Annotated in this window: 13 protein-coding genes; 11 read left to right on the forward strand and 2 right to left on the reverse strand. The window is 73.3% G+C overall.

What is annotated here, in order from left to right; all coding sequences use genetic code 11:
- The first annotated feature begins 657 nt into the window (after positions 1–657).
- The 3 genes from ACOTKD_RS30110 to ACOTKD_RS30120 all read left to right on the forward strand — a co-directional run bounded on the left by ACOTKD_RS30110 (position 658) and on the right by ACOTKD_RS30120 (position 6,716).
- A complete protein-coding gene (locus tag ACOTKD_RS30110; RefSeq protein ID WP_004952403.1) occupies positions 658–921 on the forward strand; it encodes a WhiB family transcriptional regulator in 264 nt (87 codons plus the stop codon).
- A 420-nt stretch (positions 922–1,341) separates the two neighbouring features.
- Positions 1,342–5,142 carry a glycosyltransferase family 2 protein gene (locus ACOTKD_RS30115; protein ID WP_424892136.1) on the forward strand — a complete coding sequence of 1,267 codons (3,801 nt, stop codon included), beginning with the start codon at positions 1,342–1,344 and terminating at the stop codon, positions 5,140–5,142.
- Positions 5,139–6,716 (forward strand): DUF5719 family protein, encoded by a 1,578-nt coding sequence (locus ACOTKD_RS30120; RefSeq protein ID WP_424892137.1) that lies wholly within the window; start codon positions 5,139–5,141, stop codon positions 6,714–6,716. The genes ACOTKD_RS30115 and ACOTKD_RS30120 overlap by 4 nt, the downstream gene beginning before the upstream one ends.
- A gap of 27 nt (positions 6,717–6,743) precedes the next feature.
- Here ACOTKD_RS30120 and ACOTKD_RS30125 read toward each other — a convergent pair whose 3' ends face one another.
- The gene (locus ACOTKD_RS30125; protein ID WP_424892138.1) at positions 6,744–7,160 is read right to left on the reverse strand and encodes a metallopeptidase family protein; all 417 of its coding nucleotides are present in this window, start codon (positions 7,158–7,160) and stop codon (positions 6,744–6,746) included.
- Positions 7,161–7,524: 364 nt separating this feature from the next.
- On the opposite strand from ACOTKD_RS30125, the gene ACOTKD_RS30130 reads away from it, so the two are divergent.
- The 6 genes from ACOTKD_RS30130 (at position 7,525) to ACOTKD_RS30155 (ending at position 13,869) form a co-directional block, all read left to right on the forward strand.
- The gene (locus ACOTKD_RS30130; protein WP_424892139.1) at positions 7,525–7,965 is read left to right on the forward strand and encodes a DUF3499 domain-containing protein; all 441 of its coding nucleotides are present in this window, start codon (positions 7,525–7,527) and stop codon (positions 7,963–7,965) included.
- An 87-nt stretch (positions 7,966–8,052) separates the two neighbouring features.
- On the forward strand, positions 8,053–9,411 hold the full coding sequence (locus ACOTKD_RS30135; protein ID WP_424892140.1) for a phosphomannomutase/phosphoglucomutase: 1,359 nt from the start codon (positions 8,053–8,055) through the stop codon (positions 9,409–9,411).
- Between the two features lie 592 nt (positions 9,412–10,003).
- On the forward strand, positions 10,004–10,189 hold the full coding sequence (locus ACOTKD_RS30140; protein ID WP_106677533.1) for a Trm112 family protein: 186 nt from the start codon (positions 10,004–10,006) through the stop codon (positions 10,187–10,189).
- 100 nt (positions 10,190–10,289) lie between these two features.
- Entirely contained in the window at positions 10,290–11,474 is a 1,185-nt protein-coding gene (locus ACOTKD_RS30145; RefSeq protein WP_424892141.1) for an SIS domain-containing protein, read from the forward strand.
- 97 nt (positions 11,475–11,571) lie between these two features.
- On the forward strand, positions 11,572–12,783 hold the full coding sequence (gene manA, locus ACOTKD_RS30150; protein WP_424892142.1) for a mannose-6-phosphate isomerase, class I: 1,212 nt from the start codon (positions 11,572–11,574) through the stop codon (positions 12,781–12,783).
- A 117-nt stretch (positions 12,784–12,900) separates the two neighbouring features.
- Positions 12,901–13,869: a cation diffusion facilitator family transporter gene (locus tag ACOTKD_RS30155; protein WP_424892143.1), complete on the forward strand. Its 969-nt coding sequence runs from the start codon at positions 12,901–12,903 to the stop codon at positions 13,867–13,869.
- A 110-nt stretch (positions 13,870–13,979) separates the two neighbouring features.
- Here ACOTKD_RS30155 and ACOTKD_RS30160 read toward each other — a convergent pair whose 3' ends face one another.
- Complete coding sequence (locus ACOTKD_RS30160) at positions 13,980–15,953, reverse strand: fructose-specific PTS transporter subunit EIIC (RefSeq protein ID WP_424892144.1); 1,974 nt, start codon at positions 15,951–15,953, stop codon at positions 13,980–13,982.
- 489 nt (positions 15,954–16,442) lie between these two features.
- Between ACOTKD_RS30160 and ahcY the strand changes: the two genes are divergently transcribed.
- On the forward strand, positions 16,443–17,900 hold the full coding sequence (ahcY, locus tag ACOTKD_RS30165) for an adenosylhomocysteinase (protein WP_424892145.1): 1,458 nt from the start codon (positions 16,443–16,445) through the stop codon (positions 17,898–17,900).
- A gap of 96 nt (positions 17,901–17,996) precedes the next feature.
- Positions 17,997–18,614: a hypothetical protein gene (locus ACOTKD_RS30170; protein WP_424892146.1), complete on the forward strand. Its 618-nt coding sequence runs from the start codon at positions 17,997–17,999 to the stop codon at positions 18,612–18,614.
- The last annotated feature ends 415 nt before the right edge of the window (positions 18,615–19,029 follow it).

Consider the following 19,029-nt stretch of genomic DNA (forward strand, 5'->3'; position numbering starts at 1 on the left):
CGCGGGGGTGCCCGGAGCTACGGGTGGCGCAGGGGTGCGGTGCGCCGTGGACGGCCGTGACGACGGCCGCGCGGGCGCGGGGCGCAGCGATGCTGCGGAGAGGTCAGCCGGAGCTCTGGGGCGTCGACGGCATCAACAGCTGGAACAGCGACAGCGAGCCTGCACAGCGCAGCGGGACCCGTAGCTACGGGTCAGGCTGAGGGCGGCGTTCACTGGCATGCCCACCACGGTGACGGGCCCGGACACGTTGTGTCAACTGCACGTCCCTTTTGGGGGCAATGTTTCACCTCATCCGGTAACTGTGGGTGCTCCAAGGTTTGCGGGGGTGTGACCATGGAGAGGTGGCGCTGCGACCGGGGCCGCAAACATCGTTCGGCCGGACGGTGCAACGGGATTGCCGCGCGTGACGTCCTCTTCTTGCGGAGGGGAACGGGGCGGCCGTGGCCCGGTGGGAGCGGCGCAGAGGGGTCTGTCCGGACTTGTAATCTTTTGGACACTTTCTGCTTGGCTTTGGTTCCGCAGAGTGAATAAGGGGCCCAATAGCAGATCTCGGCTTGACTGGCCCGGATCGGCACACTTGTAATTTCACCCGTGTCGTTGTGCCGTACTTGATGAAGGCGACGATGCGGGGACGTAAATGACAGACGAGGGGCGCACATGACCGAGCTGTTTCAGCAACTGCTGGTCGAGGAGGCGGACGAGGAGCTCGGCTGGCAAGAGCGCGCGCTGTGCGCTCAGACCGATCCCGAGTCCTTCTTCCCCGAGAAGGGCGGGTCCACGCGGGAGGCGAAGAAGGTCTGCCTCGCCTGCGAAGTCCGCTCGGAATGCCTTGAATATGCCCTTGCCAATGACGAGCGCTTCGGCATCTGGGGCGGCCTGTCCGAGCGTGAGCGCCGCCGCCTCAAGAAGGCGGCGGTCTGAGCTTCCGATAGGCCTACGAGTCCTATAGATCCTACGGGCGGACTTTTGGTCTTATTGGTCTCCGTGATTCCAGGGCCAGCGATTCTCCGGTAAATGCGGGAATTAATGGGCCGGTGGTCACGGAAAGTTAAAAGCGAAGGCCAGGCCTTGGCTCCCTGTTGCCGGGAGGCCTTCCGCACTCCATGGCGCACCCCTGTGACGTACGCCATGACGTACGCACGGCAGGCCCGCCGCGTACGGGACATCCGGTCCGCCCGCCGCGCCACCGGCGCGAGGCGGACCGCTGTGTGCGCAGCCACTAGTGTGGTGGCCCGTCCGAGACGCACCGCCGCCCCGACGGGCGCACCCGCGGCCGGCGCAGTCCAGCACAGCAGTCATCCGGGGCCCGCCCCGGACCCCGGCCGGAGGGCCCGTACCCCGATGTCCGTGCACAGCAATGCGGCGCACTCGAATACGGCGGACGCGTCCGCCGCCCCCAACCGTCTGCCCACGTTCGACCCCGCCGTCCCGCCGGCCTTCCCGCGCCACGTCGTCACCGCAGTGATCGTCAGCCACGACGGCGCCCGCTGGCTCCCCGACGCCCTGTCCGGCCTGCTCGGCCAGGAGCGGCCCGTGCAGAGCGCCGTCGGCGCCGACACCGGCAGCACCGACGACTCCGCCCAGCTCCTCGCCGACGCCCTCGGCCCGGACCGCGTCCTGCACCTCGCCCGCCGCGCCGGCTTCGGCACCGCCGTCGACGAGGCCCTGCGCGCCGTCCCCGCGCCCGACCCCGAGGAACTGCCCTACCTCAAGCGCTCCAGCGGCTGGGACCCCGTCAGCCGCACCTGGCGCGAGGACGGCTACGACCAGCCCGGCGACGGCCGGCGCCACGGCGACGCCGACCTCGAACCCGTCCAGTGGCTGTGGCTCCTGCACGACGACTGCGCGCCCGAGCCCGGCGCCCTCCACGAGCTCCTGCGCGTCGCGGACTCCGAGCCGGGCGCCGCCGTCCTCGGCCCCAAGCTGCGCGGCTGGTACGACCGCCGCCAGCTGCTGGAGACCGGCGTCTCCATCGCCCGCAGCGGCCGTCGCTGGACCGGCATCGACCGCCGCGAGCAGGACCAGGGCCAGCACGACCAGATCCGCACCGTGCTGTCCGTGTCCACCGCCGGCATGCTCGTCCGCCGCGACGTCTTCGAACAGCTCGGCGGCTTCGACCCCCGGCTGCCCCTCATGCGCGACGACGTCGACCTGTGCTGGCGCGCCCACGCCGCGGGCCACCGCGTCCTCGTCGCCCCCGACGCCGTCCTGCGGCACGCCGAGGCCGCCGCCCGCGAACGCCGCCCCGTCGACTGCGCCGGCCGCCGCCCGGTCAACCCGCACCGCGTCGACAAGGCCGGCGCCGTGCACACCCTCCTCGCCAACACCCGCGGCCCGGCCCTCGCCTACGTGATGCTGCGGCTCGTCCTCAGCACCCTCCTGCGGACCGCCGGCTACCTCCTGGGCAAGGCCCCCGCGCAGGCCCTCGACGAGCTCACCGGCCTCTTCCGCGTCCTCCTGCGGCCCGGCCGCATCCGCGCCGCCCGGGCGAAGCGCGGCACCCCCGCGGTCGCTCCCGGCGAACTGAGACCGCTCTTCCCGCCGCCCGGAGCCACCCTCCGGGCCACTGCCGAGCAACTGGCGGCCAGCCTCGGCGGCCGCTGGGACGACGGCCCCGCGGGCGGTCGCCACGGCGCCGTCGAATCCGGGCCGACCGGCGAGGACGCCGACTTCCTGGAGATCGAGCAGTTCGCCCGCCTCAAGCGCATCTTCCGCAAGCCCGCCCCCGTCCTCTTCGCCCTCCTGCTGCTCGTCTCCCTCGTCGCCTGCCGTGAGCTCTTCGGCACCGGCAGCCTCTCGGGCGGCGCCCTCCTGCCCGCGCCCGACGGCGCGTCGGCCCTGTGGGCGCAGTACACGGACGCCTGGCACCCCGTCGGCGTCGGCAGCACCGGAAGCGCACCGCCCTATCTGGCGGTCCTCGCCAGCTTCTCGACGCTCTTCCTCGGCTCCACGGGCTTCACCCTCACCCTGCTGCTCGTCTGCTCGGTGCCCCTGGCCGGGCTCAGCGCCTACTTCGCCTCCCGCCCGCTGGTCTCCTCCCGCCCCCTGCGCGCCTGGGCCGCCGTCGCCTACGCCTTCCTGCCCGCCGCGACCGGTGCCCTCGCCGGAGGCCGCCTCGGCACCGCCGTCCTGGCCGTCCTGCTGCCGCTCATGGCGCGCACCGCCGTCGCCGCCACCGGCCTGCGCGTCCCGGGCGCCCGCCCCACCTGGCGCGCGTCCTGGGCGTACGCCCTCCTGCTCACCGTCACCACCGCCTTCACTCCGGTGGTGTGGCCGCTCGCCGTCGTCCTGGGCCTGGCCGCCCTGGCCTTCCACGGTGCCCAGGGCGGGCGCCCGCGGCTGCTGCTCCACGGCCCGCGCTTCCTCGCCGTCACTCTCACCCCCCTGGCCGTCCTGGCCCCCTGGTCCCTCGGCCTGTTCGCGCACCCGGGCCGCTTCCTGACCGAGGCCGGCCTGGGGCAGGCGGCCACCGCCACGGCCTCTCCGCTGTACCTGCTCACCGCCGACCCCGGCGGCGCGAAGACCGTCGGCGGCGCGCTGCTCGCGGGCGTCGTCCTGGCCGCGCTCGCCGCCCTGCTGCGCGCCGACCGGCAGCTCGCCGTCCGCGGCGCCTGGCTGGCGGCCCTGGCGGCCCTGGCGGCCGCCGTCCTCTCCGCCCGTTCGGCCTGGGCCGGACCGGCCACCCTCCTCTACGGGCTCGCCCTCATCGCCGCCGCGGTCGTCGGAGCGGAAGGCGCGCGGGCGCGCGTGGCCGCCCTCAGCTTCGGCTGGCGGCAGCCCGTGGCCGTGCTCATCGCCCTCGCCGCGGCCGCCGCCCCCCTGGTCGCCGCCGCGGGCTGGGCGGCCGGCGGCGCGGACGGCCCGCTGCAGCGGCGCGACGCGGCCCAGGTGCCCGCCTTCGTGGCCGAGGAGGCGGCCACCCGCGACCAGGCCCGCACCCTGGTGCTCGACGGCCGCGACGGCCGCGTCACCTACGCACTCGTCCGGGGCTCCGGCGGCCGCCCCGGCGCCCCCCACGCCGGCCCCGGCCCCCGGGGCCCCCCCCCCCCACACACCGTCGTCGCCGGCCTCGTCGCGGGCTCCGGCGCCGACCAGGCCGGCCTCCTCGCCGACTACGCCGTCGGCTACGTCCTCGTCCGCGACAGCGCCCCCGCGGCCATGGGCCGCGCCCTGGACACCACTCCCGGCCTGACACGGCTCAGCCGCCAGGACCACGCCTCCCTGTGGCGGGTGGACCGCGAGGTCGCCCGCATCACCGTCGTCGCCGGCGGGGCGCAGGGCAGCGGCAAGGGCAGCGGTGAACAGTCCGCCCCCGCGCCGGTCCCCGCCGGGCCCGTCGAGTCCCGTGCGAAGCTTCCCGCGGGCCCCGAGGGACGGGTCCTGCGGATCGCCGACAAGGCGGACCCCGGCTGGCAGGCCACGCTCGACGGCCGCCCCCTCAAGCGCACCACCGTCGACGGCTGGGCACAGGGCTTCGAACTGCCCGCCGCCGGCGGCAGGCTGGCGCTGACGTACAAGGCGCCCGCCACGCACAGCACGTGGCTGTGGGCGCAGGGCCTCCTCGCGGCCGTCCTCGTGGTGCTCGCCCTTCCCGGGCGCAAGCGCCAGGTCGACGACGACCTCCCGGAGGGGGAGAGCGCACCTGCGGCCGTCGCCGCGCCCGCCTCCGTACCGGCCCAGGCCGCCGCAGGCGAGGGCCGCCGCGCGCGCAGGCTGCGGGCCGCGGCGGAGGCCGCCCGGCCGGACGCCCCCGCCCCGGAAGCCCCTCCCGTCGAGCCCGTCGCCGACTCCTACGCCGACCCGTACGCGGCCCCGTATGCCGACGCGTACGCCGATCCGTACGCCGATCCGTACGGGCAGCAGCACGTGCAGCAACAAGGGCACGAGTACGGGCAGCAGTACGGGCAGGAGATGCCCTACGGCACGTACGGCGAACAGCACTATCAGGGAGGCCAGGAGGCCACGCACGACGCCGCCTACGGTGGCGCCCACCAGCAAGCCCCGTACCCGTACCCGGCGGAGCCCTACGCGAACGGGCAGACCGGGGCGTACGACCCGTACACCTACGGCGGAGCCGGAGCACACGACACGACGTACGGCGGCGGTGACCGGCACCACCGCGACGGGAGCGAGCAGCAGTGAAGCGCACCACCCTGTCCCTGTTCGCCGCGACCGCCGCACTCGCGGCCCTGGGCGGCGCGGCCGTCCTCACCGCGCCGTCCGGCGGCGAGGGCGGCGGCAGCGCGGCCGCCCGTACGGCCGCGAAGGCGCCCGCCCGGCTGCCCGTCCAGCGCTCCATGGCCCTCTGCCCGGCCCCGACTTCGTCGGACGTGGGGGAGACGGCGTACACCGCCTTCACTCCGGCCGGCGGGGCGAAGAGCGCGAGGAAGGGCACGGCCGAACTGCTGTCCGCGGCAGGCGGCGACAAGAAGGACGACAGCAACAAGAAGGACAGCAAGGACAGTAAGGGCAACAAGGATAAGAAGGGTGACAAGGGTGACAAGGGCCCTGCGCCCGCGGGCACTTCGGTGCTGTCCCTGAAGGAGCCCGGCAAGCCCGCCACGGCCACCACCGGCCGCTCCGACGCCCCCGCCCTGATCGGCAGCGCCGACGGCGCGCTCGCCCCCGGCTGGACCGTCCAGCAGACCACCGTGATCGCGGCCGGCAGCGGCCGCGGGCTGCACGGGCTGACCTGTACGGCGCCCGACACCTCGTTCTGGTTCCCGGGCGCGAGCACCGCCAAGGGCCGCCAGGACTACGTCCACCTCACCAACCCCGACAGCGCGGCCGCCGTTGTCGACCTGGAGCTCTACGGCAAGGACGGCCGGATCAAGTCCGGGGCCGGGGAGGGCGTCACCGTCCCGCCGCGCTCCACCGTCCCGGTGCTGCTGTCCTCCCTCGCCGACCAGCCCGCGGAGGACGTCACGCTGCACGTGGCCGCCCGCTCGGGCCGCGTGGGGGCGGGCCTGCAGACGGCCGACGACAAGAAGGGCGGCGACTGGCTGCCGGCCTCCGCCGAACCGGCCGCCGACGCCGTCCTCCCGGGCATCCCGGGCGACGCGACATCCGTACGGCTCGTCGTCTTCGCCCCCGGCTCGGACGACGCCGACCTCAAGGTGCGCTTCGCCGGCCCGAACGGCACGATCACCCCGGCCGGCCACGAGACCGTGCACGTCCGCAGCGGCATGACCGCGGCCGTCGACCTGGGGGACGTCACCAAGGGCGAGGCGGGCTCGCTGCTGCTCACCGCGGACGGCAGGAGCGCACCGGTCGTCGCCGCGCTGCGCGTCACCCGCGGCAAGGACGACAAGCAGGAGACGGCGTACATCCCCGCCGTGCAGCAGCTCGGCGGGCGGGCCACCGTGGCGGACAACCGCCCCAAGAGCAGCACGCTCGCCCTGGTCGCGCCCGGCAAGGAGGCGGCGCAGGTCAAGGTCACCTCCTCGGCGGGCAGCGAGGGCGGCGAGCCGGCGGAGAAGACGTACACGGTGAAGCCGGGCACCACCCTGACCGTGGAGCCGCCCCAGCCGGCGGGCGCCAAGGGGTCGTTCGCGGTGACCGTGGAGAAGGTCTCCGGCGGGCCCGTGCACGCCTCGCGGATGCTGGCGCTGCCCAAGGACGGCGTCCCCCTGTTCACGATCCAGCCGCTGGCGGACGACCGTTCCTCGGTGAAGGTGCCGGAGGCGGAGCAGGACCTGTCGATGCTCAACCGCTGAGGGGCGGTGCCCCGGCGACCGGGCGGCTCAGTCCTGGCCGTAACGGGGGTCGACCGACTCCGGGGCGAGCCCGAGGAGTTCGGCGACCTGCTCGACCACGACCTCGTGCACCAGCAGGGCGCGCTCCTCGCGGCCCTTGGTGCGGATCTCCACCGGGCGGCGGTAGATCACGATGCGGTCCGGGGCGTCGCCGCGGGCGGCCACGTAGCGGCCGAGGGGCACGGACTCGCCGTCGAAGTCGAAGGCGTCCAGGCCGTCGGGGTCGCTCAGCGCGCCCCCGGCGTCACTCCTGGCGACCGGCACCTCGCGGACCACGAAGTCGACGGACGCGAGCTGCGGCCAGCGCCGCTCCAGCCGCTCCGCGGAGTCGTGCACCAGGTCGACGAACGCCTCGCCGCGGCTGACCGACAGCGGCACTTGGGGCGGTGCGATCGGCCCGCGCATGCCGCGTCCATGGCGGTCGCGGTGGCGGGGGCGCGGCCCGGATCGGCTGGGGACACCTCCGGTGGTGGCCGGAGGAGGTACGCGGTTGTCCATCACTCTTGAGGGTATCTGTCGGCCGCCCCGTCGCACGTGGCTGTCGCGCATCCCGGGAATGTCGCCTGATGAACATTCCGGCCAGCCCTGTGATCAATTATGGTCAGATACCGGACCGTCCGGTCTGCTTGCGCGGGTTCGGGGAGGGGCGCCGGTGTGCGCACCCGCCTCTGGTGAGACCCTGTTCACCAGCCCCCGCGCAGGTCAGCGGGGTGGGGAGAAGCAGGCGTCCACAGGACGAACCAGGACGACACGGAGGGGTGAGCCGGGGGTGAGTCGTCGCGGCCCGCTCAAGAGTGCGGTACCGTCCAACGTCGTGAGCCCTGTACGTCGCTGTTCGCGCACCGCGTGCGGCCGCCCGGCCGTCGCGACGCTGACGTACGTCTATGCCGACTCGACCGCCGTCCTCGGACCGCTCGCCACCTACGCCGAACCCCACTGCTACGACCTGTGCGCCGAGCACTCCGAGCGCCTGACCGCCCCCCGCGGGTGGGACGTCGTCCGGCTCGCCCTCGACAGCGGCCCCGCCCGCCCCAGCGGCGACGACCTCGAAGCGCTCGCCAACGCCGTGCGCGAGGCGGCCCGTCCGCAGGAGCGCGCCGTCCAACCCGGCCCCCCGCCGGGCGCGTCCGGCCCCGGCGGCCGCGAGGCCGACCCCATGGAGGTCGCCCGCCGAGGCCACCTCAGGGTCCTGCGCTCGCCCGACAACTGACGCTGCGCCCGGCCGACCCGGGCCCGGACCGTCACTTCCTCCCGGTAGGTTTGTCTCCCCCGTACCGGACCCAGGAAGGCGTTGGCTGTGGCTGATCTGTCGCAGATCGTGAAGGCATACGACGTACGCGGCGTGGTCCCGGACCAGTGGGACGAGACCGTCGCGGAACTCTTCGGCGCCGCCTTCGCCGAAGTCACCGGAGCGAGCGCCGTCGTGGTCGGCCACGACATGCGGCCCTCGTCGCCCGGCCTCTCGGGCGCCTTCGCCCGCGGCGCCGCCGCCCGCGGCGTGGACGTCACCGAGATCGGCCTCTGCTCCACCGACCAGCTCTACTTCGCGAGCGGCAGCCTCGGCCTGCCCGGCGCGATGTTCACGGCCAGCCATAACCCCGCGCAGTACAACGGCATCAAGCTGTGCCGGGCCGGCGCCGCCCCCGTCGGCCAGGACACCGGCCTCGCCGAGATCCGCGCCCTCGTCGAGGGCTGGCTCGAAAACGGCGCCCCCGAGCCCGCGGCCGCCCCCGGCACCGTCACCCGCCGGGACGTCCTGGAGGACTACGCGGCCCACCTGCGCTCCCTCGTCGACCTCAGCGGCATCCGCCGCCTCAAGGTCGTCGTCGACGCCGGCAACGGCATGGGCGGGCACACCGTCCCCACCGTCTTCGCCGGGCTGCCCCTCGACCTTGACGCCATGTACTTCGAGCTCGACGGCACCTTCCCCAACCACGAGGCCAACCCCCTCGACCCCAAGAACCTCGTCGACCTGCAGGCGCGCGTCCGCGAGGTCGGCGCCGACATCGGCCTCGCCTTCGACGGCGACGCCGACCGCTGCTTCGTCATCGACGGCAACGGCGACCCCGTCTCGCCGTCCGCGATCACCGCGCTCGTCGCGGCGCGCGAGCTCGCCAAGCACCCCGGCGGCACGGTCATCCACAACCTGATCACCTCCTGGTCCGTGCCGGAGGTCGTCAAGGAGTGCGGCGGCACGCCCGTGCGCACGCGCGTGGGCCACTCCTTCATCAAGCAGGAGATGGCCGACACCGGTGCCGTCTTCGGCGGCGAGCACTCCGCGCACTACTACTTCCGCGACTTCTGGAACGCCGACACGGGCATGCTCGCCGCGATGCACGTCCTCGCCGCCCTCGGCGGCCAGAGCGGGCCGCTGTCCGGGCTGGTCGCCGAGTACGACCGGTACGCCGGCTCCGGCGAGATCAACAGCACCGTCGCCGACCAGGCGGGACGGACGGCCGCCGTCCGCGCCGCGTACGGGGACCTGCCGGGCGCGGAGGTGGACGAGCTCGACGGCCTCACCGTCACCACCCCCGACTGGTGGTTCAACCTCCGCGCCTCCAACACGGAGCCCCTCCTCCGCCTGAACGTCGAGGCCCGCGACGCGGAAACGGTGGCCCGCGTACGGGACGAGGTCCTGGCGATCGTCCGCGCGTAGCCCTCCGGGCAGGGACAGCGACCCACGGCCCGGACCACGGAGTCCGCCGCAATGGCGGGGATGTGAATCCGGCCGTTTCGGCGGTGCCGTTCCGGCCTGGGCCGGGTCTGGTGCCGCCGGTCTGCGTCGTGGTGGCCGGGCGCCGTCGCGGCGGGGGAGATGCCGGGCGTGGGCACTTGGATCCGCCGCAACGGCGAGCACGTGAATCCAGCCTTCCCGGCGGTGCCGTCCCGGCCTCGGCCGAGCCCGGCGCCGCCGGTCTGCGTCGTCGTAGCCGGGCGCCGTCGCAGCGGGGGAGACGCCGGAGCCGCAGGGGCGGACGTGCCCCGCCCACTTGGATCCGCCGCGATGGCGAGCATGTGAATCCGGCCTTCCCGGCGGTGCCGCCCCGGCCTCGGCCGAGCCCGGCGCCGCCGCCCCGCGCCGTCGCGGCCGATCGCCATCCCGGCGTACGGGATCGCATCCCGGTCCGCCCCGGCGCGGCGAAGGCGGAAGGAGCCGTGCGCACGCACACCCCGCATGCCGCGCTTCCCCCAGCGGAGCGCGCAGGTACCCTGGCCGCACAGAGACGTACATCCCGAAGGGAACCCTCATGCCGCTCGAAGCCGGTCTCCTGGAGATCCTCGCCTGCCCGGCGTGCCACGCGCCTCTCCGCGACGAGTCCGCCTCCGAGGAGTCCCCCGAGCTGGTGTGCGAGGGCGACGGCTGCGGCCTGGCCTACCCCGTCCGGGACGGCATTCCCGTGCTGCTCGTGGACGAGGCCCGGCGCCCGGCCTGACACCGGCGCGCCCGCCCGACCGCCCCCCGACCCGCCGGGAGGGCGCACCGCACGGCGTACACCACGGCGTACACGACGGCGACCCGGAGGCTGATCCACGGTGTTCGACGAGTCACTCCTCGATGATCCCGACGCCCTGTCCCGCGCCGACCTCCACGGCCTCCTGCGCGGCGCCGCCGAGTCGGGCGCCCGGGTCCGCACGGCCGCCCGCAACGCGGCGGAGGCCGGCGTCCCCGCGCTCCGCCCGGACGGCCGCCCCCGCGCGGTGCTGGTCGCAGGGCCGGGCCCGGCCGCCGGCTGCACGGCGGACCTGCTCACCGCACTGGCCGGGGGCAGCGCCCCCGTCACTCTGATCCGCCCGACCGGCGTGGCCCCGGCCCCCGGCGCCCTGCGCTGGGTGCTCCCCGGCTGGACCGGCCCCCTCGACCTGCTGCTCGTCGCCAGCCCGGACGGTACGGAACCCGGCCTCGCGATCCTCCTGGAGCAGGCGTACCGCCGGGGCTGCTCCGTCGTCTGCGTCACTCCGGCCGGCTCTCCTCTGGCCGACGCCACCGCGCAGGCCCGCGGTCTCGCGGTCCCGCTGACGACGTCGCCGAGCGAGACCCGCGCGGGCATCGAGCCGGGCGCCGCGGCCGGCGGCGAGGACCGGCCGGCCGGCGAGCGCCCCGCGCTGCCCATCGGCCCGGGCCTCCTCTGGTCCCTGATCACGCCCCTGCTCGTCCTGGCCGACCGCATAGGGCTGCTCGCGGCCGACCCGTCCGCGGTCGAGGCCCTCGCCGACCGCCTCGACCAGGTCGCCGAGCGCTGCGGACCGGCCATCGCCACGTACAGCAACCCCGCCAAGACCCTGGCGGCCGAACTGGCCGACACCGTTCCCCTGATCTGGACGGAGGGGGAGCTGGCCGCCGCGGCCGGCCGGCACTTCGCCACGGTCCTCGCCGCGCTCGCCGGCCGCCCGGCCCTGGCGGCCGAGCTCCCCGAGGCCCTGACCGCCCACGGCACGCTCCTCTCGGGCGACTTCGCGGCCGGCGCCGACCCCGAGGACTTCTTCCGCGACCGCGTGGAGGAGCCGGAGACGCTGCACGCCCGCGTCGTCCTGCTCCGCGAGCAGGAGCCGGACGTCACCTCACCCGCCCCCGCCGCCCGCGAACTGGCCCTGCAGCGCGAGACCCCCGTCAGTGAGCTGGAGCCCACGGACGCCGACAGCCCCCTGCAGACCGCCGCCGAACTGCTGGCCATCACGGATTTCGCTGCCGTCTACCTGGCTCTCGCCTCGACCCCGTAGACAGCAGACGCAGACGTCGAGACGACGACGCCGTAACGACGACGCACACACCACGTCGCAAACGCCGTACGCCCGCAACAGTCAGGAAACCGCCCGCATGGACCGCCTCGTCAACACCGTGCGCCCCTACGCCTGGGGCTCCACCACCGCGATCCCCGAGCTGCTGGGCACCACCCCCACCGGCGAGCCGCAGGCAGAACTGTGGATGGGAGCCCACCCGGGCGCGCCCTCCCGCGTGGCGCGGGACGGCGGCGGTGCAGACCTGCGCCCCCTCTCCGACGTCATCGCCGCCGACCCCGAGGGAGAGCTCGGATCCCGGGCCGTGCAGCGCTTCGGGCCGCGGCTGCCCTTCCTGTTCAAGATCCTCGCGGCGGCGTCCCCGCTCTCCCTCCAGGTCCACCCCGACCTCGACCGGGCCGCGGCCGGCCACGCCGAGGAGGAGGCCCGCGGAGTCCCCCTCGAAGCGCCCCACCGCAACTACAAGGACACCAACCACAAGCCCGAACTCCTCTGCGCCCTCACCCACTTCGAGGGCCTGTGCGGCTTCCGCGCCCCCGGCGAGACGGCCGCCCTCCTCGCCGCCCTCGACGTCGACTCCCTCAAGCCGTACGCCGACCTCCTGCACGCCAAGCCGGAGGAGGACGCCCTGCGCGAGGTCCTCACCGCCGTCCTCGGCGCCGACCACGAGGACATGGCCCGGACCGTCGCCGAAACGGCCGCCGCCGCCGAACGCCTCGCCGCGCAGGACGGCCCGCACCGGGAGGCGTACGCCGCCTGCGCCTCCCTCGCCCGGCACTACCCCGGCGACCACGGCGTCATCGCCGCCCTGCTCCTCAACCACGTGCGCCTCCAGGCGGGCGAAGCCCTCTACCTGGGCGCCGGCGTCCCGCACGCCTACCTCGACGGCCTCGGCGTCGAAATCATGGCGAACTCGGACAACGTGCTGCGCTGCGGCCTGACGCCCAAGCACATCGACATCCCCGAACTCCTGCGCGTCGTCCGCTTCGAGAGCACCGCCCCCGCCGTCCTGCGCCCGGAGGCCGACGCCGGCGGCGAGGAGGTCTACGGCACCCCCGTCGAGGAGTTCCGCCTCTCCCGCTTCGACCTCGCGCCCGGCGCCGAGGCCACCCTGCCCACCGGCACCCCCCAGATTCTTCTGTGCACCTCGGGCGCCGCCGTCCTCCGCAGGACGGACACCGGCGAGGAGCTGCGCCTCCGCCGGGGCGAGTCCGCGTTCGTACGGGCAGCCGAGCCCGTCGCGCTCGCCGGTGACGACGCCCGGGTCTTCCGCGCCACGGTCGCCGTCTGAGCCCGTGCCCGCGCCCGCGGCTGCGACAATGGCCCGCCGTAGCAGTAAAGGAAACGCAAAGCCCGGCGGTCCGGGGGTGGATCGGGCGGATCAGGGCGGAAGGGATACCCCGCACACATGAGTGCATCAGGCGGAACCAAGGCCATCGTCGCCGCGCTCGGCGCCAACCTGGCCATCGCCGTGGCGAAGTTCGTCGCGTTCGGGTTCAGCGGCTCGTCGTCGATGCTCGCCGAAGGAGTGCACTCGGTCGCCGACTCCGGCAACCAGGCGCTGCTCCTGCTCGGCGGCAAGAAGGCCCAGCGCGCGGCCAGCGAGGAGCACCCCTTCGGCTACGGCCGCGAGCGCTACATCTACGGCTTCCTCGTCTCGATCGTCCTCTTCACCATCGGCGGCGTCTTCGCGCTCTACGAGGGCTACGAGAAGATCAAGGAACCGCACGCGCTCGACAACTGGTACTGGCCCGTGGGCGTCCTCGTCTTCGCCGTCATCGCGGAGGGCTTCTCCTTCCGCACGGCCGTCAAGGAGTCCAACGAACTGCGCGGCAAGCAGTCCTGGGGCCAGTTCGTCCGCACCGCCAAGGCCCCCGAACTGCCCGTGGTGCTCCTCGAGGACTTCGGCGCCCTCGTCGGCCTCGTCCTCGCGCTGGGCGGCGTCGGCCTCTCCATCCTCACGGGCGACGGCGTCTGGGACGGCATCGGCACCCTCTGCATCGGCGCGCTGCTGGTCCTGATCGCCCTCGTCCTCGCCTCGGAGACCAAGTCCCTGCTGCTCGGCGAGGCGGCCGGCCCCGATCAGGTCGCGAAGATCCGTGCCGCGGCCGTCGACGGCGAGACGGTCACCCGCGTCATCCACATGCGCACCCTCCACCTGGGCCCCGAGGAGCTCCTCGTCGCGGCGAAGATCGCGGTCCAGCACGACGACACGGCGGCCGAGGTCGCCGACGCCATCGACGCGGCCGAGGCCAGGATCCGCGAGGCGGTCCCGATCGCCCGGGTCATCTACCTGGAACCGGACATCTACCGCGAGGAAGCCGCTGCGGCAGGAATGGACCCGGCGGCGACCCCGGGCGGTCCGGGCCCGCGCTGAGCGAGCGGTGGCCGGCCGGGGCCCGGGCTGGCCACCGGGCCGAGCGGCTCGGAGCCGGGCTCACCCGGGCCCCGGGCCGGTCACTGCACCTCATGTCACTGCATCTCCTGTCACTGCACCTCCTGCAGAATCCTCACGAGCGCGTCCGCCTCGCCCTCCGCCGAGAGCAACCGCTCCCGGAACCCCGGATCCATCAGCTTCCGCGACAGCATCGCCAGGATCCGCAGGTGTTCGTCGCCCGCCGCGGCGGCCGGCACGGCGATCATGAAGATCAACCGGGCCTTCGTCCCGTCGAGCGCCCCCCACTCGATCCCCTCGTCCGACCGGGCGAAGCCCACGACCGGTGCCGACACCGCGTCCGTCTTCGCGTGCGGGATCGCGATCTCCTCCCCGAGGCCGGTCGTCCCCAGCTCCTCCCGCGCGAGCGCCGCCGCGACCAGACCGGCCACGTCGGTGACCGCGCCCCCCGCCGCGAGCAGCCCCGCCATCTCCCGGATCGCCGCCTCCTTCTCCCGCGCCGCGAGCCGCGGCCGTACGGTCCGGGCGGTGAGATGCCCGGAGAGCGCGGACCCGGCGGACACCGAACCGGCAGGCCCTGAACCGGCAGGCCCTGAACCGGCAGGCGCTGAACCGGCGGGCGCGGGCCCGGGCCCGGTCGCCGCCGCCCCCGTGGCGGGAGCCGGCACCACGGACGGCCCTGTCCCGACCGTCATCAGGGTGACGGTCGTCAGAGCCGTCACCACCGTCCCGATGGCGATGGCGACGAAGAACATCGGCACCCCGCCGACCGCCCCCAGCGCCGCCACCACCGGCCCCCCGTGCGGCACGTTGTCCTGCACCGCCGCCAGCCCGGCCACCGCCCCGGCCACCGCGCCACCGGCCATGTTCGCCGGAATGACCCGCGCCGGCCGCGCCGCGGCGAACGGGATCGCACCCTCGGTGATGCCGAAGCACCCCATGAACAGAGCCGCCAGCCCCGTCTCCCGCTCCTGCACGCTGAACAGCCCCCGGCGCAGCAGCGTCGCGAGCCCCTGCCCGAGCGGGGGCACCGGAATCGCGGCCGCGCAGATGCCCATGACCTCCGGGTTCTTCGACACCAGCCCCGCCCCGAAGAGGAACGCCGTCTTGTTGACCGGCCCGCCCATGTCGAAGGCGATCATCATCCCGAGCACCACACCGAGCAGGGCGGCACTCGTCCCGGTCAGCCCGCCCAGCCAGCTGGTGAGGTGCTCGAAGACCCAGGCGATCGGCCGGCCGATGACGTAGACGAAGAACAGGCCGAGCGACGTCGTGGCTACGACCGGGATCACGATGACCGGCATGACCGGCCGGACGAAGTCCGGCACCCTGACCTTCTTGATCCACACCACCAGGTAGCCGGCCAGGAACCCCGTGGCGATCGCCCCGATGAACCCCGCCCCCGCCTTGCTGTCGTACAGCTCCCCGTGGCTCGCGACCCAGCCGCCCACCATGCCCGGCACGAGGGCCGGCCGGTCCCCGATCGCGTAGGCGATGTAGCCGGAGAGGACGGGGATCATCAGCGTGAAGCCGATGACGCCGATGTCGTTGACGGACTGCCAGAACGAGCTGTCGAAGACGATCCCCTGCGGCGTGGTGCGCCCGCCGAGGGCGAGCGACACGGCGATCAGCAGACCGCCGACGACGACGAACGGGATCATGTACGAGACGCCGTTCATCAGCGCCTTGTAGACGGATCCGCGCTCCTTCCCGCCGGCACCGCCCGCACCGCCGAAGAGATCGGCACCGCCCCCGCCGCCGTCCCCCGGGCCGCGGTGCACCGGCGCCCCCAGCACGTCCCGGATCAGCCGCTCCGGATGGTGAATGCCCTCGGCGACCCCGACGGACAGCACCCGCTTCCCGGCGAAGCGGCTGAGGTCGACGTCCTTGTCGGCGGCGACGATGATGCCGTCGGCCTCCGCGATCTCGCGGTCGGACAGCACGTTCTCCGCCCCGATCGACCCCTGCGTCTCGACCTTCATCGCATGGCCGAGCACTTGCGCGGCCTGGGCCAGCTTCTCCGCCGCCATGTACGTGTGCGCGATCCCGGTCGGGCAGGCGGTCACCGCGAGCAGCTTGCGCCCCGGTGCGGCCCCTCCGGCCCTTCCGTCCCCTCCGGCCCCTCCGTCCTTCCCGGCGGGACCGGCTGCACTGGCTGGACTGGCCACGTGGGTCTCCTCACAACGGATCACTCGCGGCGGCGTGCCGCATCCTCGCGCTGATCGCATCCTGCAACACCTGACCTGCACAGGAAACAAGGACGTTCCGGTGCCAGCAGCCGGGAGTTCGACGGAATCTGACGTTCCGGCGGATGGGGCGCCAGTGGGGGTGGGGTTCGGCAGGCCCCCGGTGTAGATTCGTGAACGAGCCAGACGTCGCTGCTGATGGCGGTCGGGCGGCCCGCACGACGGACCGGCCGAGGGAGAGAGGGCCTCCGACGGACTGCGCTGCGGTCGGGGCACCGGTGCGTCCAGTGTGTCCAGCTGCTTCAGGCAGCCCGACCGCATGCACGGCCGTGTCCACCCTCGCTCGCCCTTCACAGAGGAGCAGCCCGTATGACCACCACTTCCCCCGGCCAGGACTTCAAGGTCGCGGACCTCTCGCTGGCGGCCTTCGGCCGCAAGGAGATCACGCTGGCCGAGCACGAGATGCCCGGTCTGATGGCGATCCGCAAGGAGTACGCGGAGACGCAGCCGCTGGCGGGTGCGCGCATCACCGGCTCGCTGCACATGACCGTCCAGACGGCCGTGCTGATCGAGACCCTCGTGGCCCTCGGCGCACAGGTCCGCTGGGCGTCCTGCAACATCTTCTCCACCCAGGACCACGCCGCCGCCGCCGTCGCGGTCGGCCCGAACGGCACCCCGGAGAACCCGCAGGGCGTGCCGGTCTTCGCCTGGAAGGGCGAGACCCTGGAGGAGTACTGGTGGTGCACGGAGCAGGCCCTGACCTGGCCGAACACCGCCACCGGCGGCCCCAACATGATCCTGGACGACGGCGGTGACGCCACCCTCCTCGTCCACAAGGGCGTCGAGTTCGAGAAGGCGGGCAGCGCCCCGGACCCGTCGACCGCGGACAGCGAGGAGTACGCCCAGATCCTCACCCTGCTGAACCGCACCCTGGGGGAGACCCCCCAGAAGTGGACCCAGCTGGCGTCCGAGATCCGTGGCGTCACCGAGGAGACCACGACCGGCGTCCACCGTCTCTACGAGATGCAGCGCGACGGCTCGCTCCTCTTCCCCGCGATCAACGTGAACGACGCGGTGACGAAGTCGAAGTTCGACAACAAGTACGGCTGCCGCCACTCGCTGATCGACGGCATCAACCGCGCCACGGACGTCCTGATCGGCGGCAAGGTCGCGGTCGTCTGCGGCTACGGCGACGTGGGCAAGGGCTGCGCCGAGTCGCTGCGCGGCCAGGGCGCCCGGGTCATCGTCACCGAGATCGACCCGATCAACGCGCTGCAGGCGGCGATGGACGGCTACCAGGTCACCACCCTGGACGAGGTCGTCGAGATCGCCGACATCTTCGTCACCACGACGGGCAACAAGGACATCATCATGGCCTCGGACATGGCCAAGATGAAGCACCAGGCCATCGTCGGCAACATCGGCCACTTCGACAACGAGATCGACATGGCCGGCCTGGCGAAGATCCCCGGCATCGTGAAGGACGAGGTCAAGCCGCAGGTCCACACCTGGACCTTCGAGGACGGCAAGGTCCTCATCGTGCTGTCCGAGGGCCGCCTGCTGAACCTGGGCAACGCGACCGGCCACCCGTCCTTCGTCATGTCGAACTCGTTCGCGGACCAGACGCTGGCCCAGATCGAGCTGTTCACGAAGCCCGAGTCCTACCCGACGGACGTCTACGTCCTGCCGAAGCAGCTGGACGAGAAGGTGGCCCGCCTCCACCTCGACGCGCTCGGCGTCAAGCTGACCACGCTCCGCCCGGAGCAGGCCGCCTACATTGGTGTACCGGTGGAGGGCCCGTACAAGCCGGACCACTACCGCTACTGACACCGACGCAGCACGACAAGCAATACGAACAGCGATCGGTAGCAGGCCCCTGCCGGGAAGGCAGGGGCCTGTCCCCGTTCTGTCGAGGACCCCACCATGCCCCGCGGCCGCTACTCGCTCCACGACCCGCACGACCACACCCCCCTCGGTGAAGAGCACTTCCACTGCGCCACCGGCCCCTCCGGCTGGCGCTACGTCTCGCAGCTCACCACTCCGGCCGGCGACCACGCCGGCTCCGTCGACCTCACCCTCGACGCCCTGGGCCGCCCCATCCGCCTGCAGCTCCAGGCCGCGGACTGGCAGGTGCGCGGCGCGGCCCTCGACGGCGTGACCTGGGTCCGCACGGACCCGTCCGGCGAGCACGCCACGGAAGGCAATGTCCCGCAGGCACGCGCCTTCACCGGCGCGTCCCCCGCCTTCTACGTCGCCCTGTCCCGCGCGCTGCGCCTGACACCGGGCGCGGGCGCCACGCGCATCCGCCTGGTCGGCTTCACCTCCCCCGTCCTCGCCCCCCGGACCCTCGACCAGTCGTGGGCCCTGGTCGGCAGGACAGCACACGCCACTGACAACGGCCCGCTCCAAGTGGACGAGTACCAGGTCAGCGACCTGGAGACCGGCGAGCAGCACACGGTGAACCTGGCCGGCGACGTGGTTCTGTCGGCGCCCGGCATCGAGCTGGAGGACCTGGACAGCCCGCCGTCGACGTTCACCTGAGGTTCCCTTCGGTGACTCGATGTGCGGAAGGGCTGGTCAGCCTGGTACTGTCCTCTTCGCCCCAGGAAACCTGTTGACACGGGAGGAGTGGGGAGGTAGATTCGAACGGTTGCCGGGGGAGCTGGACAGGCTCCCAAGCAGCGGTTAGTGTCTATAGCGCTCTGGTGGTGAACGAGATTCGCCCCGGGCACCTCGATTCCTTTATTGGAAAGCGGAAAGCCGATTAGCTCGGCCGGAAAGCTTCTGATAAAGTCGGGATCACCGCCGGAAAGCGAAAGCTGAAAGGCGAAACCCCGCTCCAACAGGGGGCCGGAAACGGAATTCGGACCGGAAACGGACCGGAAAACGGATCTGGTAAGGTTGGAAACAACGAAGGGAAGCGCCCGGAGGAAAGCCCGAGAGGGTGAGTACAAAG

Source organism: Streptomyces sp. XH2 (assembly GCF_049725035.1).
Lineage (GTDB): Bacteria > Actinomycetota > Actinomycetes > Streptomycetales > Streptomycetaceae > Streptomyces > Streptomyces roseoverticillatus.

Bases quoted from the DNA above. Each gene is read 5' to 3' on its own strand.
- ACOTKD_RS30110 (WP_004952403.1), top strand. From the start codon at position 658: ATGACCGAGCTGTTTCAGCAACTGCTGGTCGAGGAGGCGGACGAGGAG.
- ACOTKD_RS30115 (WP_424892136.1), top strand. From the start codon at position 1,342: ATGTCCGTGCACAGCAATGCGGCGCACTCGAATACGGCGGACGCGTCC.
- ACOTKD_RS30125 (WP_424892138.1), bottom strand. From the start codon at position 7,160: ATGCGCGGGCCGATCGCACCGCCCCAAGTGCCGCTGTCGGTCAGCCGC.
- ACOTKD_RS30140 (WP_106677533.1), top strand. From the start codon at position 10,004: ATGCCGCTCGAAGCCGGTCTCCTGGAGATCCTCGCCTGCCCGGCGTGC.
- manA (WP_424892142.1), top strand. From the start codon at position 11,572: ATGGACCGCCTCGTCAACACCGTGCGCCCCTACGCCTGGGGCTCCACC.
- ACOTKD_RS30155 (WP_424892143.1), top strand. From the start codon at position 12,901: ATGAGTGCATCAGGCGGAACCAAGGCCATCGTCGCCGCGCTCGGCGCC.
- ahcY (WP_424892145.1), top strand. From the start codon at position 16,443: ATGACCACCACTTCCCCCGGCCAGGACTTCAAGGTCGCGGACCTCTCG.
- ACOTKD_RS30170 (WP_424892146.1), top strand. From the start codon at position 17,997: ATGCCCCGCGGCCGCTACTCGCTCCACGACCCGCACGACCACACCCCC.